Source organism: Chryseobacterium sp. SORGH_AS_0447, from assembly GCF_030818695.1.
GTDB lineage: Bacteria > Bacteroidota > Bacteroidia > Flavobacteriales > Weeksellaceae > Chryseobacterium.
Genome location: NZ_JAUTAR010000001.1, coordinates 944,688 through 959,564 on the forward strand (window position 1 = coordinate 944,688; position 14,877 = coordinate 959,564).

Below are 14,877 nucleotides of genomic sequence, written 5' to 3' on the forward strand. Positions count from 1 at the left end.
TTTTCAAAATTACAATTTATTAATCAATCAATTCATCAACCCAGTTATCAATCAGGTATTTATCGAAAATATTTTTCGGAACCTCCACGTAGGGGGTATTAAAAAAGGATTCGGGGATGTGAATATTGTTGAGGTCTGTTATGACAAAAATGTTTTCAGGATTATAAAAATCATAGGTTACAATGTTTGTATTCGTTGTTATTAATTTCTTTTTTAATCCCATGCTTTCAAAAACCCGGAAACTTAACCCCTGCTGTCCGGTTCTGCTAACATCAAGCATAATTTCGGATTCTTCCATATAAGTATTGATTTCCGAAATGGACAGGGGTGAGTTTGTAAACTCCAAATAAGGTTCGCTGTTTCTTTTAGGTTTAAAAACAATGATTTTGCTGTTAATTTTCATTCGGTAAAGCGCCTTCGCAATCTTCTCTAAAACAGGGAATCGTTTGTCGTATGAGCTGATATTGAATACTTTATATTTGTATGTCGAAGGCACGCGATCGATAGCTTTATAAATGAAGTTCGTTTTGAAATTCAGATGGTATTTTTCGCAGTCTTTCTTCTCAAAAGAAAAAACCTTATCAAAAAGGGAAAGGATTTTTTTAGTTTTTGGATACCGGTTAATAGAATCGCTGATGATGAAAACCGATTTACGCGATTTTTTGTTAATGGCCTGTATGGTGGCTGGCGATAAAAAGTCGGCTTTTATATAGATAGCTGTGTCGATAGATTGGATATCTTTGAGTTCATTGAGGATAATCTCATTATAATGGATATGCTTAAGATTAGAAATTCCTAAATTCTTAGTAAAAAAATTAAGGGCCTTATGACGGAAACTCGGATATTTATATCTGAAACTGTGGAAATTAATATGTTTTACCTCGTATGATTTTTTCTCAAGTGCATCGGCGATATATTGATTATAACCCCAGTTATCGTAAGTAATAAGAAGAATAAGTTTTTTGTTTTCTGTCATTTCTGTTTTGAGTTTTTTACCGTGATTACACCAATGTTTTTTCTAAAAATTTTTCGAGCTTATCTTTTAAAAAAAAAGGTTTAAAATCAGGATAGCCCTTTGCACCTTCTACAAAATCTGCAACATGCAGGAAGCGGTCTACGTCCGGCCGGCTGCTCCAGGCCCAGTCAGACAACTGGATATGTGGGGAGAAAATGGTGAAAGTAGGGATGCCCAATGCTTTGCTTACATTGGTCGCCCCGCCTTCATTTCCTATAAGGCATTTACATAAACGGGTAACGGCTGCAAATTGGCGTAAATCTTTAGTGTCAAAATCCTGTACCACCAATTTCTTTGTTTCTGCGGATATAAGAGTCAGCAGTTCTTCAAAAAGGTGTTTCTGCGAAGGAAGATAATTGCACAGGATCTTTGAAGCAGGCTTATAAGAAGCAATATAATTCAGCAGTTCCGCCATATATGCTAGGGGATAGGTTTTCTCCTCCGAACTTCCGAAAGTGCTGATCATGATTAACGGATCATTTTCAGATAAGCCTGATTTTGCTAAAACTTCATGGGCATTCCGTATTTCCTCATCCGTCAGATAAACTTTTGGAAAAGCCTCCTGAAATGGGATGCCTAAAGGTTCTAATAGCAATAGCCGGTGTTCGATACCTAATGTCGTATTCTTAGATTTTACCTGGTTAGTTCTTTTTACAGGATAATTGTAAAAAAACTGAGTATACTTTTTAAAGAATCCGATCCGCTTATTCGCACCAGAAAAATAAGTGATCAGCGCCGTCTCAAGTTTTGAATAAAGGTCAATAACCAGATCAAATTTTTCAGACCTGATTTCAGATAAAGTACCCTTCAGGCTATCCTTAAAAAAGATAACCTGATGGATATAAGGGTTCCCAATTAAAATTTGGGCATATTTTTCTTCGAGCAGAAAACTTATTTCCGCATCCAGATATTTTTCTTTTAGCAGAGGCAGGATCGTACTTGTGACAAGTACGTCTCCCATGAATTTTTTCTGTATAATTAAAATCTTCATTAATTTTTGTATTCCAGCACTGTCTTCTCAATAATCCCCACACAATCCATTAGCTGTTCTTCGGTAATGACCAATGGCGGAGCCAGGCGGATGATATTTCCATGCGTAGGCTTGGCCAGCAATCCGTTTTCTTTCAGTTGCAGGCAAATGTTCCAGGCGGTAGAACTGTCAGGGGTATCGTTAATGAGAATGGCATTCAGTAATCCTTTTCCTCTTACTTTAGTGATGAGATCTGTTTTTTCAATCAGTTTTTCGATTTCGGATCGGAATAATTTCCCTAATTCTTCTGCTCTTTCAGAAAGCTTCTCGTCCTCCACAACATCCAGTGCGGCTACGGCTACGGCGCAGGCAATCGGATTTCCTCCGAATGTGGAACCATGCTGTCCAGGTTTAATAACGTTCATGATTTCATTATCGGCCAAGACTGCCGAAACAGGATACATTCCTCCGGAAAGTGCTTTTCCTAAAATTAAGATATTGGGCTGTACGTCTTCATGATGACAAGCAATCAGCCTTCCTGTTCTGGCAATTCCGGTTTGCACTTCATCAGCAATAAAAAGAACATTATACTTTTTACAGAGTTTGGAAGCGTTTTTCAGAAAACCGTCATTCGGAACATAAACGCCTGCTTCTCCCTGAATCGGTTCTACGAGAAATGCAGCAATATTTTCTGATTCTCTGCTTAAAACTTCTTCCAAGGCAGTCAGATCATTATAAGGAATTTTTATAAATCCCGGTGTGAAAGGTCCGTAGTTCTGATTGGCGTCCGGATCATTGGAGAAAGAAACAATGGTGGTGGTTCTTCCATGGAAATTATTCTCACATACGACAATTTTTGCAGCATTTTCTGCAATTCCTTTTACTTCATAGCTCCATTTTCTGGCCAATTTTACAGCAGTCTCCACAGCTTCAGCTCCTGAATTCATCGGTAAAACTTTATCAAAACCGAACAGGGTAGTGATCTTCTGCTCGTACTCGCCCAGCTTTGAATTATAAAACGCTCTTGAGGTCAGCGCTAGTTTCTGAGCCTGTGTTATCAGTGCTTCTACAATTTTCGGATGAGAATGGCCTTGGTTTACAGCAGAATAAGCCGAAAGGAAATCATAATATTTTTTGCCTTCCACATCCCACACAAAAACGCCTTCTCCGCGGTCCAGAACTACAGGAAGCGGGTGATAGTTATGGGCACCGTGCTTATCTTCAAGGTCAATAAAATAGGATGAATCTTTTACTGTTTCTGCTGTTGACATAAATTTAGGTTTTCCGCAAATTTAAACAATATAAATGACATGAATAAAAACGGAAATCCACTGGAAATTTATTTGAATAAAGTACTTTTTGAAAGTATTATAGGAAGGATCAGAAAATATTACTGAAACAGATTGCAAGTTGAAGGTGTAATATCTTTTTTAAATGAAAAAAACTGCTCTTACAAAAGAGCAGTTTAATTATATTGGAAAAATAATCTTAATGATTATCGTATTTTCTTTCCATTACAAAATCTTCCATGAATTTCGTCGTGTAGTTTCCTGCAAGATAATCTTCATGGTCCATCAGTTGTCTGTGGAAAGGAATCGTTGTTTTCACTCCTTCAATATAGAATTCCTCCAGAGCTCTTCTCATTTTGGCAATTGCTTCCTCACGCGTTTGAGCGGTAGTGATCAGCTTAGCGATCATAGAGTCGTAATTGGAAGGGATCGTATATCCTGAATAAACGTGCGTATCTACTCTTACCCCGTGTCCGCCAGGAATATTTAATCCTGTGATTTTTCCCGGAGACGGTCTGAAATCCATGTACGGATCTTCTGCGTTGATCCTGCACTCGATTGAGTGAAGCTTAGGGTAGTGGTTGATTCCGGAAATCGGCGTTCCCGCAGCCAATAAGATCTGTTCTCTGATCAGGTCATAATCGATTACCTGCTCGGTAATCGGGTGCTCTACCTGGATTCGGGTATTCATCTCCATGAAATAGAAATTTCTGTGCTTGTCTACCAGGAATTCAATGGTTCCCACCCCTTCATATCCGATGAATTCTGCTGCTTTCACTGCGGCATCACCCATTTTCTCACGAAGTTCGTCCGTCATGAACGGAGAAGGGGTTTCTTCCGTCAACTTCTGGTTTCTTCTCTGTACAGAGCAGTCTCTTTCAGAAAGGTGACAGGCTTTACCGAATTGGTCTCCGGCAACCTGGATCTCGATATGTCTTGGCTCTTCAATCAGTTTTTCCATGTACATTCCACCATTTCCGAAAGCGGCTACCGCTTCCTGAATGGCAGATTCCCAATGGTCTTTCAGGTCTTCTGCCTTCCATACCGCTCTCATTCCTTTTCCGCCTCCTCCGGCAGTGGCTTTGATCATTACCGGATAACCGATCTCCTCAGCTGTTTTAGCCGCGATCTCATAAGATTCGATCAAACCGTCAGATCCTGGAACACAAGGCACGCCTGCCGCTTTCATCGTTGCTTTAGCATTGGCTTTGTCTCCCATTTTTTCGATCTGCTCAGGAGTAGCACCGATAAATTTAATACCGTTCTTCTGGCATATTCTGGAGAAATTGGAATTTTCAGAAAGGAATCCGTAACCCGGGTGGATCGCATCTGCATTGGTAATTTCAGCAGCAGCAATAATGTTAGGGATTTTCAGATAAGAATCTTTACTCATTGCAGGACCGATACAAACGGCTTCGTCAGCAAACCTTACATGAAGGCTGTCCTTGTCCGCAGTTGAGTAAACCGCAACGGTTTTGATCCCCATTTCTTTACAAGTACGTAAAATACGCATTGCAATTTCGCCACGATTGGCAATTAATATTTTTTTGAACATCTTAATATACTTTGAAATTTGAAAATTTGAGAATTTGAAACTGACCGCTCGATCAATTGTCAATTATCATTCATCAATCATCATTAAGATGGATCTACTAAGAATAATGGTTGGTCGTATTCTACCGGAGTTGCATCATCCACCAAAATCTTAACGATTTTTCCGCTTACTTCAGATTCAATCTGGTTGAATAGCTTCATGGCTTCGATAACACAAACTACTTTTCCGTTGGAAACTTCATCACCTACATTTACAAAAACATCTTTATCCGGAGATGGTTTTCTGTAGAACGTACCGATCATTGGAGATTTAATCGTTACATATTTGCTGTCGTCAGATGCCGCTTCCGTATTTTGTGCAGGAGCCGCTGCCGGGGTTGCAGCAGGTGCAGGAGCCGCCGCCATCTGCTGAGGTGCCGTGTGGTAAACCGCAGGCTGTGCATAAGCAACTTCGCTTCCCGCTAATGGAGTTTTAATAGTGATTTCGAAATCTTTAGTCTTGTATTTTACCTCAGAAACTTCTGCCTTGGATACAAACTTGATAAGATTTTGTATGTCTTTAATGTCCATAAAATTGATATTTGATTTTGCACCAAAGATACCAAAAAAACATAAAAAACAACAAAAAACCGCCAAATTTTATCAAAATCGGGCGGTTTTTGTATTAAAATGAGTGTTTTCGGGCGAAAACGGACTCTTAGTTTTCTTCGGTAGTCGCTACTTCTTTTTCCAATACTACTTTTCCTCTGTAGTATAGTTTTCCTTCATGCCAGTGAGCTCTGTGGTAAAGGTGAAGCTCTCCTGTTGTTGCATCTTTAGCCAATTGAGGAACTACTGCTTTGTAGTGTGTTCTTCTCTTATCTCTTCTTGTAGACGACTGTCTTCTCTTTGGATGTGCCATTGTGTAATAACTTTTTTAATTGATGAGCGATGAGATTCATCATCTCATCATTAAACTATTTAATTTTTTATTCTTTAAATTTTTTAAGGCGTCCCATCTCGGGTCGCTTTCGTGTTCTTCCTCTTCGTCATCTTCCTTTGGACTGAACTTTTCGAGGATTGCCAGATCTTCGTCACTTACGTTGGGCGATATCTTTTTCATCGGAATGGAAAGAGCCACATTTTCGTAAATCAGCTGGGCGATGTTGAAGGCGTGGTCTGCCGTTGGAATTGTAATAACATCTTCTTCGCTGTCATCATATTCCTCACCGAATTTTACCAGTACCTTAATCTCGTTTTCAACCGGATGATCGAAATTTTCGTTTGAAATATCACAAACCAATTCTACCGTCCCGTTTACTTTGATCTCAAATTCTAAAAATGTAGTGTGTTTATCCAGTAAAACATCCACTGCAATGTTAGGATTTGTAAATTCCTGTTCAGTGTCAAATAATTGAAAGAACTCTTTATCTATCTCATACCTGAACTCGTGCTTGCCGGTTTTGAGTCCGGAAAAGCTTACGTCGTAGTTTCTTAACTTGTCCATAAAATGAGTGTGCAAAAATATGCAATTTTTTTATAATAACAAATAAAATTTCTAACAAATTAATTTTAAAATCTCCATTAAAGATTTAGCCCTCAGTTTCCTCTGGCAGATCTTCATCAATTCCATTGTCTACCGCCATTTTTCTAGGCTGCAGTCGGTTGGTCATCAAATCGTTGTATTCGCTTCTATTCTTATAAATTTTGATGGCTGCAAAAATAGCTTCGGTAAAACTTTGAGGATCCGCAATGTTTTTTCCTGCAATATCATACGCGGTCCCATGGTCCGGCGAAGTCCTGATGAACGGCAGTCCTGCCGTGTAATTAACTCCCTCTTCGTAAGCCAGTGTTTTGAAAGGAGCCAGCCCCTGATCGTGATACATGGCTAAAACAGCATCGAAGCTTTTATATTTTCCCGGCTGGAAAAAGCTGTCGGCAGGGAAAGGTCCGAAAGCCAGGATCCCGTTGTCTGAAAGTTCTTTAATGGCAGGGGAAATAATTTCAAGCTCCTCATTGCCGATGACGCCTCCGTCGCCGGCATGCGGATTCAGTCCCAGAACAGCAATCTTCGGCTTTGTAATACTGAAATCTTCAATCAGTGTCTGATTCAGCATCCGGATCTGTTTCTTTATTTTTTCTTTGGAAATATTCTCTGCAACCTGGGCAATAGGGATGTGGTGGGTGGAAACCGCTACCTTAAGATCATCGGTTACCAGAAACATCAGTCCTTTTTTATTGAACTTTTCTTCAAAGTATCCTGTATGCCCGGCATGCTTGAAGCCCATTTTCACCATTTCATCTTTATTGATCGGTGCCGTAACCAGAACATCGATTTCACCTTTGAGCAATGCTTCTGTTGCCGCTTCCAGGGAATCTATAGCCATCTTGGTGGATTCCTCTGTCGGAGTTCCTAATTCTACCGTAGAATTTTCTTTTACCAGATTCACCATATTCAGTTTTCCCGCGTGTGCCTGTGAAGCATCGTTGATGTAATTGAAATTCAGGTTGAGTTTAAAAATATTTTTCTGATAGGTAAATAATTTTCCCGAACCAAAAATTACCGGCGTAAAAAAATCCGTGATGGTTTTGTCCGCCAGGGATTTCATAATGATTTCGGGACCGATGCCGTTGAAATCTCCTATTGAAATTCCTACTCTTACTTTATGGTTTTTTGGGCTCATTTTGATTATCTTTGAAGATTAATAAACTACAAATTTAGCAAAAAATAATATGTTCACAGGAATTATTGAAGCAGTGGGGATAATTGAGAAGATAGAAAAAAGCGGAAGCAATATCGATTTTACTTTAACCTGTCCTTTTACCGATGAATTGAAAATAGATCAGAGCCTGGCTCATAACGGCTGTTGTTTAACGGTTGTAAAAACCGAAGGCGATCAATATGTGGTAACGGCGATCAATGAAACACTGGAAAAAACCAACCTGGGGAAATGGGAAACGGGAACCGTTGTAAACCTTGAACGGTGCATGAAAATGGATGGCAGACTGGACGGGCATATTGTACAGGGACACGTTGATAAAACAGGAGAAGTTCTCAGCATAGAAAATAAAGGCGGCAGCTATTTTATTACCATACAGTATGAAGATGATGGCAGCTTCGTAACAGTTCCGCAGGGCTCCATTACCGTAAACGGGATCAGCCTTACTGTTGCAAAAAGCGAAGATTCCCAATTTTCCGTAGCCATTATTCCTTACACCTGGGAATTCACCAACATGAAACATTTAAAAATCGGGGATAAAGTTAATTTAGAATTTGATATAGTTGGTAAGTATATTGCTAGGTTAATTAAAAAGTAGCGAATGTCAATTAATATGTATAAAGGATATAGCTTGAGGAACCGTGTATTTTTCGGATTTCTGTTGGTATGCCTTTTAAGTGTTGTAGCTTCTTCGCTGGTGCCTTACTTTGTGCTGAGGAATAATTCTGAGAAGCAGAGTGAGATCGATATGCAGAATAAAACCGGCGCCGTAATGAGGTTTTTGGATTATGCCGTAAGTATGAAACATACGGAAACACAAGACCTTCCCGAACTTTTAGATAACAAAATCTATGAAATTTCAGATATTAATCAGCATCCTGTCGTTCTGTACGATTTAAGGGGAAACTACCTGGTTTCAAGTGTGGAAGGAAATGCAGCCTATCGGAAACCCATCCCTATCAATATTGTTAACCGGATTCTTGCTACCAAGGCCAGGGTTGATATCAGGGGTTATGATGCTTCTAAAGATGCCATGCTTACTTCTTCTTATTTATTGCTGAGAAATAATGATTTTGAACCGATCGCTATCGTCTATATTCCGCTGTATCATGATGAGGGTTCTTATCTAGGTGTGCTTAATACTTATTTAAAATATATCGTACTGGTTGACGTATTGCTGATCCTTTTCAGCATTTGGTTCAGTTGGGTCATGTCTAATAACCTGTCGAAGAATATTACCAAATTTTCAGATATGATCACGCGGATCACTTTATTTGAAAATGAAATGCGTCCGATCCGCTACTATAAGAACGATGAGCTTAATGCATTGGCACGGGCTTATAACCGAATGATCCTCCAGATTCAGGATCAGAAAGAAAGGCTGCGTTTTAAAGCTTCGGAAGAGGCCTGGAGGGAAATGGCAAAACAGGTGGCTCATGAGGTCAAAAATCCGCTTACGCCGATGAAGCTGACCATCCAGAACTTTGAAAGAAAATTCGATCCTGAAGATCCGAATATCCGGGAGCGTGTAAAGCAGATGAGCAAAACCATGGTAGACCAGATCGACCTTATTGCGACGGTGGCTTCCGCATTCTCTGAATTTGCTAAACTCCCAGAAAAAAATAACGAGGTCATCAATTTGAATAATGAAGTAGAGGATATTCTCCGTGTTTTCAATAACGACCGTGTTTTCATGCATGCCAATAAAAGCAACATCATGATCAATATGGATAAAATTTATTTGTCCAGGATCATCACCAATCTTGTTACCAATGCAAGACAGGCAGAAAGTGAAGAGCGTAAGCTGATCGTTAATGTTGATATCGAGCAGCATCAGCGCAGGATTATGATTTCTGTTCAGGATAATGGAGTGGGAATCCCTGAAAATATCTATGAAAGGATTTTCGAACCGAATTTTACCTCTAAAAACAGTGGAATGGGGCTTGGCCTGTCAATGGTAAGGAAAATGGTTGAAGATTATAAAGGAGAGATTACCGTAAAATCCGAAGTAGGAAAAGGTACAACGTTTACCATTACTTTACCGACCAATTTATAGTGAAGCCTTTTATATTCAGACAATTTGAAATCCGGCAGTCGGAGAGTGTTTTCCGCGTAGGGACGGATGGCGTTCTGCTGGGCGCTTTAGCTTCGGTGGCTCATGCATCAAACGTGTTGGAAGTAGGAACCGGTACCGGATTGATTTCACTCATGTTGGCCCAAAGAAATCTTAATGCGGAATTTTTAGGAATCGATATTCATGAATCTGCAACCGAACTTACAAAATTGAATTTCGAAAATTCGCCTTTTGCACCGAGAGTAAAAAACGTTCATCAGGATTTTAAATATTTTAGCACACCGGAGAAATTTGATCTGATTGTATCGAATCCGCCTTATTTTGAAGTCTCAGACTCGGATAAAGACAAGATCGCTCGGCAAACGGTAGAACTGAACTTTAGGCAGCTGATTTCAAAATCGGCAGCCTTGCTCACAGAAAAAGGTGTTTTTTCTGTCATTATCCCTGTGGAAGCCGGAAAAGATTTTATTGATATTGCAGAAGAAAATAATTTAATGCTCACTCGGAAAATCAATATCAAAGGCATTCAAACGGCAAATACAAAAAGATTGATCCTCGAATTTTCTTTAACTGCCCAGCCTTTCACAGAGTCGGAATTCATTATAGAAAAAAGTCCGAGACAATACTCGGACCAATATCTTGAACTCACTAAAGAGTTTCATGTGTTTCGCAAATAAAGCAATTATTCTGAACCATTAAGATTATTAATAAAAATCGGTTTGTTCTTATTTAAAAAAACTTAATTTCTTAGGTGTTCTTAATGATTAAATCTTATTCAAATAATTCCGCCGTATCCAGTACGGAAACCTTACCGTCTTCGCAACGGATGGCTTCTCCCGGGAAATTCTGGATCATATGATAATCGTGGGTTGCCATTACTACAGCCGCGCCGTTTTCCAAAGCCACCTGCTTCAAAAGCGTCATGATCTCATTGGAGGTCTCAGGGTCAAGGTTTCCTGTTGGCTCATCCGCCAGAATAAGATCTGGGTGGTTCAGCAAAGCCCTTGCAATGGCGATACGCTGCTGCTCTCCTCCTGAAAGCTCATGGGGCATCTTATGCTTCTTGCTCTTCATGTTTACGCTGGCCAGAACCTCGTTGATGCGTTCTTCTATTTTCTCCTTATCGCTCCAGCCTGTTGCTTCCAGAACGAATTTCAGGTTCTTTTCAACAGTCCGGTCGGAAAGCAGTTGAAAATCCTGGAATACGATGCCCAGTTTTCTTCTCAGGTTTGGTACATCGGAGGCTCTCAGTTTGGCAAGATCGAAACCTACCACTGCGCCGTGTCCCGAAGCCAAAGGAATATGCCCGTACAGTGTCTTCAGCAGTGAACTTTTTCCGGAACCTGTTTTTCCGATCAGATAGCAGAATCTTCCTTTCTTGATGTTCAGATTCACATCAGAAAGAACCGTGAAGTTTTTTTGTGCAATCTTCGCGTGCTGCAGGCTTATGATGTTATCTCCGGCAATATTGGTATGTGGCATAATTCAGTTTTAAAAGTGCTTTTCTAAAATATTTTTTCAGATTTTAAAAATAGGAAAAAGAAGACTTAAGAACCTAAATTTTAGGAAATTTTAACAACAAAAAATGCCTGAAAAACTTCTTTTCAAGCATGATTTGTATATGATAATAAAAAGATTATCTCTTAGCGCGTGATGCACTTACAGTTAAACTCTTTCTGCCTTTAGCTCTTCTCGCAGCCAAAACTCTTCTTCCATTTGGCGTAGACATTCTTTCTCTGAAACCGTGTTTGTTTCTTCTTTTTCTTTCTGATGGCTGGAATGTTCTTTTACTCATTACTATATGTTTAAATCGTAATTATCTATTAATTTTCAGGTTGCAAAGATATGGAATTTTTTAAAAGTTGCAAACTTTCGTAATATTTTTTTGATTTTTTTCATCCCTTAGTCAGTCAACTATTTACAAACCCCCGGCTCATGAAGGATTTTCCCGATAATTAAAAATAATCGTTCTGATTTGTTTAAAAGCTCTATCTTTGGAAACTCAAATTTAAAGAAATATAAACATCATGATGTTTACACCGGCAGAACTTTTAGAAATCAACACGTTACTTACTCCAGAAAATAAAATTGTAATCCTCACACACTACAATCCGGATGGTGATGCGGTTGGTTCGAGTCTTGGCCTTAAACATTATCTGAAAGCCAAAGGGATTCATGCAGAAGTGATCGTTCCCCAACGACTTTCCGAAGTTTCTGAAATGGATGCCGGAAGCCAAAAGAGTACTGATCGCAGACTATAAAAGAAAATTCGCTTTCGACCTTATTAATGAAGCGGACGTTATTTTCTGCCTGGATTTTAATGCACCTTCAAGGATCGGTATTCTGGGCGAATGGCTAACGAATGCCGGAGGAAAGAAAATCCTTATCGATCATCACCAGCAGCCTGAAAAATTTGACTTCGTGTATTCCGATACGGTGATTCCGGCGACCTGCCAGATGGTTTATCATTTTATCGAAGCAATGGACGATGAAAAGCTTGTGAATAAAGATATCGCAGAATGCCTGTATACCGGCATCATGACCGATACCGGAGGGTTCCGCTTCCGTTCTACCAGTGCTGCGACCCACAGGATTATCGCCAATTTAATTGAGCATGGGGCTGATCCTGCTGCCATTACTTCTAATACCTGGGATACCAACACCGTTTCCCGACTTCATCTTTTAGCCCTGATTTTAGGAAGGATTGAAGTGGTGAAGGACGGAAAAGTAGCAGTGTTGTATCTTACCCGGGAAGAACTGAAAGAATATGGTTTCCAGAAAGGGGATACTGAAGGTTTTGTGAATTACGGATTAAGCATCCTCGGTGTAAAGATGGCGGCTTTCTTCATGGAAGACCTGTATGAGGACTTTATTAAAATTTCTTTTAGGAGTAAGGATGATATGGATGTCAACCAGTTTTCAAGAAAATACTTCAGTGGAGGAGGGCACATCAATGCAGCCGGTGGAAAATCCCACGAATCTTTACAGGATACCATTGAAACCTTCAAAAATAAAATTGAAGCTGAAGAAAGTTTGTAAAATGATTGAAATTGAGAAATCGCTCCATCACCCCATTCCTCACAACAAAATAATTTTCGACCTCAGCACCCTAACACTCCAACCCTAATACACCACTACTCTAAAACCCTAAACCCGCAAATACCCCTTTTCCTCAAGTTCTTTACACGTGTACTCATACACTTCCTGAAACATCGTGTCGAGATATTTTTTGTTGAATAAGCTGAACTTCGTCATCTTTGGAGGGTCCAGGAAAATATCACAGGCTTTTGCTTTGGAATAAACTGATTTGGCGATGGCCAGGTGTAAAATCCGGTCAAATTCTTTCATCAGGCTCATCTTTTCCAGACTGTCATAGCTGATGGAATTCACATGGGAACCGATCAGGAAATCACATTTATCCATAATCGGCTCGATCGGTAAATTATCCAGCACCCCGCCGTCCACATAAATTTTCTCACCCATCTTCACCGGAGGCAAAATAAACGGAACACTTGAAGAGGCAAGAAGCGGAGCAAAAAGCTCACCCTCCGAAAAAAAGTCCACTATACCATGCGTCATTTCCGTCGCGGCTACATAGACCGGAATTTTCAAAGTATTGAAATTATCTTCCGGGAAATAATCCGTTAGCAGTTTCAGGATAAATTTAGCGCTGAAAATCCCGTTTTTTGAAAGCTTAAGATAAGACCGGGAAAAAAAGGTGGTTTGCTTTACGATCTCCATCATTTCTTCGGGAGTTTTTCCTAAAGAATAAAAAGCTCCGACAATAGAACCTGCGCTGGTTCCGGAAATAATATCAGGTTTCAGGTTGTATTCTTCAAGAGCTTTCAGAACGGCAATGTGAGCGATCCCACGCATTCCTCCGCCCGAAAGAGTAAGGCCGATTACCGGTTTCTTTTTTTTGAAGGAGAAGAAATCAAACATATCAGAAGACCAGATGTTTCGGCATATTATGAAGAAGTTCGGTATTGATGATCGCCGCACAGACGGATGGCTTTTCCCAATGCCCGTTATGGCCGCAGTCCAGAATGTAAGATTTGATGTTTGTACGGTCGGGAAGGCCTTTAATTGTCACATCGGTCTTTACCGCATTGTCATGTTTTCCGGCGAGGACTAAAATTTTGGCGTCCAGATTTTCCAGGATATGTTTTTTGTCCGTTCTTTCCACCATTCCTTTTACTGAGGCAAGCGCACCCAAATGGTTTGTCGAAAGGGCAGTTTCCAATGCAATCTCTATTTTTCCTTCCAGGATATCCCGTTCGTTGGGATTAAACAGGTTTGGAATACCGGCTCTGACGTAGTGTGCAAAAGCATCTTTAATAATACGGTAACTTTTGATCCGCTGTTCCTTTTTCTCAGCATCATCGGGAAAGTAAGTTGAAAAAAACAGGGTTAAACTTTTAAGGTATTCCAGATGTTTTTCAGCAAAAGCCAGGGAAACATAGCCTCCCATAGAATGGCCAAGCAAATGGATTTTGGTTAGGTTTTCATGATCAAGAACTTTCTTCACCTCTTCTGCCATCAGTTCCATAGTCTGTACTTCAGCGATGATTTCCGACTGTCCATGGCCGGGAAGATCAATTTTCAGCAATGAAAAATTCTCGGAAAGATGAGGTTCCATATCGTTCCATATCGAAAGGTTTTCCATGAAGCCATGCAGCAGGACCAGGGTTTCCTTTCCGTTTCCTTTTCTCTCAAAGTTCAGCATAAGGCAGCAGTTAAAAATGAATATCAATATATTCAACAAATCCCGAACCATTTACCATATCCTGAAGCCGGTACGTTTTTCCGCCGTCTTTAGACATGAAGGTTTTAGTTCCTTTTCTTACATAAGGCTTTCCATTTTCGCTTTCAGAAATATCACCGGTGAAATTCATGTGCTTGTCAGAAACAGTGGCCATGAAGCCTTTTATAGTAAGGGAATTTTTTCCTGATGTAATGGTTCCTGAAACATCGTAATGATCTGCTTCGCCGTCAATCTTTTTAAATTTAACGGTTCCTGACGAATTCATAAGGCTGTGGGTCAGCTTATGGGTTCCGCTGAAATCTTTGAAATGATTTTTAGACCGGATGCTGTCGTTGATCTTAGTTCTTGCAGCATTAATGGAATCTACTATTTTGGTACTGTCCACTTTGTCCACAGTGGGAGTTGTTTCTTTTTTAGAACATGAAACGGCTAAGGCTGTAAGTGCAATGGCGGTTAAAAAGTTTTTCATTCAATAAAATTATATCCAAAAGTAAATAAAAAAGAGCATTTT

General features: G+C 39.9%; 16 protein-coding genes and 1 pseudogene. 4 read left to right on the forward strand and 13 right to left on the reverse strand.

Annotated elements, in window-relative coordinates; genetic code table 11:
• Positions 1-19 precede the first annotated feature (19 nt).
• The 8 genes from QE422_RS04450 to pdxA all read right to left on the reverse strand — a co-directional run bounded on the left by QE422_RS04450 (position 20) and on the right by pdxA (position 7,491).
• Positions 20-976 (reverse strand): hypothetical protein, encoded by a 957-nt coding sequence (locus tag QE422_RS04450; protein ID WP_307455410.1) that lies wholly within the window; start codon positions 974-976, stop codon positions 20-22.
• A gap of 25 nt (positions 977-1,001) precedes the next feature.
• Positions 1,002-2,006 (reverse strand): glycosyltransferase family 9 protein, encoded by a 1,005-nt coding sequence (locus QE422_RS04455; RefSeq protein WP_307455412.1) that lies wholly within the window; start codon positions 2,004-2,006, stop codon positions 1,002-1,004.
• Complete coding sequence (gene rocD / locus QE422_RS04460) at positions 2,006-3,256, reverse strand: ornithine--oxo-acid transaminase (RefSeq protein WP_307455416.1); 1,251 nt, start codon at positions 3,254-3,256, stop codon at positions 2,006-2,008. Before rocD ends, QE422_RS04455 begins: the two co-directional genes overlap by 1 nt.
• Before the next feature lie 217 nt (positions 3,257-3,473).
• On the reverse strand, positions 3,474-4,829 hold the full coding sequence (gene accC / locus QE422_RS04465; RefSeq protein ID WP_307455417.1) for an acetyl-CoA carboxylase biotin carboxylase subunit: 1,356 nt from the start codon (positions 4,827-4,829) through the stop codon (positions 3,474-3,476).
• Between the two features lie 83 nt (positions 4,830-4,912).
• Positions 4,913-5,398 (reverse strand): acetyl-CoA carboxylase biotin carboxyl carrier protein, encoded by a 486-nt coding sequence (gene accB / locus QE422_RS04470; protein WP_307455420.1) that lies wholly within the window; start codon positions 5,396-5,398, stop codon positions 4,913-4,915.
• A gap of 127 nt (positions 5,399-5,525) precedes the next feature.
• Entirely contained in the window at positions 5,526-5,729 is a 204-nt protein-coding gene (gene rpmF, locus QE422_RS04475) for a 50S ribosomal protein L32 (protein WP_007843326.1), read from the reverse strand.
• A gap of 39 nt (positions 5,730-5,768) precedes the next feature.
• A complete protein-coding gene (locus QE422_RS04480) occupies positions 5,769-6,314 on the reverse strand; it encodes a DUF177 domain-containing protein (protein WP_307455423.1) in 546 nt (181 codons plus the stop codon).
• An 85-nt stretch (positions 6,315-6,399) separates the two neighbouring features.
• Positions 6,400-7,491, reverse strand: coding sequence for a 4-hydroxythreonine-4-phosphate dehydrogenase PdxA (pdxA, locus tag QE422_RS04485; RefSeq protein WP_307455426.1), 1,092 nt, complete (start codon positions 7,489-7,491; stop codon positions 6,400-6,402).
• A gap of 49 nt (positions 7,492-7,540) precedes the next feature.
• On the opposite strand from pdxA, the gene QE422_RS04490 reads away from it, so the two are divergent.
• The 3 genes from QE422_RS04490 to QE422_RS04500 are packed head-to-tail and all read left to right on the forward strand — an operon-like array spanning position 7,541 to position 10,278.
• Entirely contained in the window at positions 7,541-8,125 is a 585-nt protein-coding gene (locus tag QE422_RS04490) for a riboflavin synthase (protein ID WP_307455428.1), read from the forward strand.
• 3 nt (positions 8,126-8,128) lie between these two features.
• Entirely contained in the window at positions 8,129-9,583 is a 1,455-nt protein-coding gene (locus QE422_RS04495; RefSeq protein ID WP_307455430.1) for a HAMP domain-containing sensor histidine kinase, read from the forward strand.
• Positions 9,583-10,278: a tRNA1(Val) (adenine(37)-N6)-methyltransferase gene (locus QE422_RS04500; protein ID WP_307455433.1), complete on the forward strand. Its 696-nt coding sequence runs from the start codon at positions 9,583-9,585 to the stop codon at positions 10,276-10,278. Before QE422_RS04495 ends, QE422_RS04500 begins: the two co-directional genes overlap by 1 nt.
• 94 nt (positions 10,279-10,372) lie before the next feature.
• On the opposite strand, the gene QE422_RS04505 is transcribed toward QE422_RS04500, so the two are convergent.
• Together QE422_RS04505 and rpmH are read right to left on the reverse strand one after the other, a co-directional pair.
• Positions 10,373-11,083, reverse strand: coding sequence for a cell division ATP-binding protein FtsE (locus QE422_RS04505; protein ID WP_307455435.1), 711 nt, complete (start codon positions 11,081-11,083; stop codon positions 10,373-10,375).
• 154 nt (positions 11,084-11,237) lie between these two features.
• Entirely contained in the window at positions 11,238-11,396 is a 159-nt protein-coding gene (gene rpmH, locus QE422_RS04510; protein WP_007843334.1) for a 50S ribosomal protein L34, read from the reverse strand.
• A gap of 235 nt (positions 11,397-11,631) precedes the next feature.
• Between rpmH and QE422_RS04515 the strand changes: the two are divergent.
• Positions 11,632-12,640, forward strand: a pseudogene (locus QE422_RS04515) (bifunctional oligoribonuclease/PAP phosphatase NrnA).
• Positions 12,641-12,748: 108 nt separating this feature from the next.
• Here the strand turns inward: QE422_RS04515 and QE422_RS04520 are convergent.
• Genes QE422_RS04520 through QE422_RS04530 form a run of 3 tightly spaced genes read right to left on the reverse strand, consistent with a single transcriptional unit; the run spans position 12,749 to position 14,835 of the window.
• Positions 12,749-13,543 carry a patatin-like phospholipase family protein gene (locus tag QE422_RS04520; protein WP_307455437.1) on the reverse strand — a complete coding sequence of 265 codons (795 nt, stop codon included), beginning with the start codon at positions 13,541-13,543 and terminating at the stop codon, positions 12,749-12,751.
• A 1-nt stretch (position 13,544) separates the two neighbouring features.
• A complete protein-coding gene (locus tag QE422_RS04525) occupies positions 13,545-14,327 on the reverse strand; it encodes an alpha/beta fold hydrolase (protein ID WP_307455440.1) in 783 nt (260 codons plus the stop codon).
• A gap of 10 nt (positions 14,328-14,337) precedes the next feature.
• Positions 14,338-14,835 carry a hypothetical protein gene (locus QE422_RS04530; RefSeq protein WP_307455443.1) on the reverse strand — a complete coding sequence of 166 codons (498 nt, stop codon included), beginning with the start codon at positions 14,833-14,835 and terminating at the stop codon, positions 14,338-14,340.
• Positions 14,836-14,877: the final 42 nt, after the last annotated feature.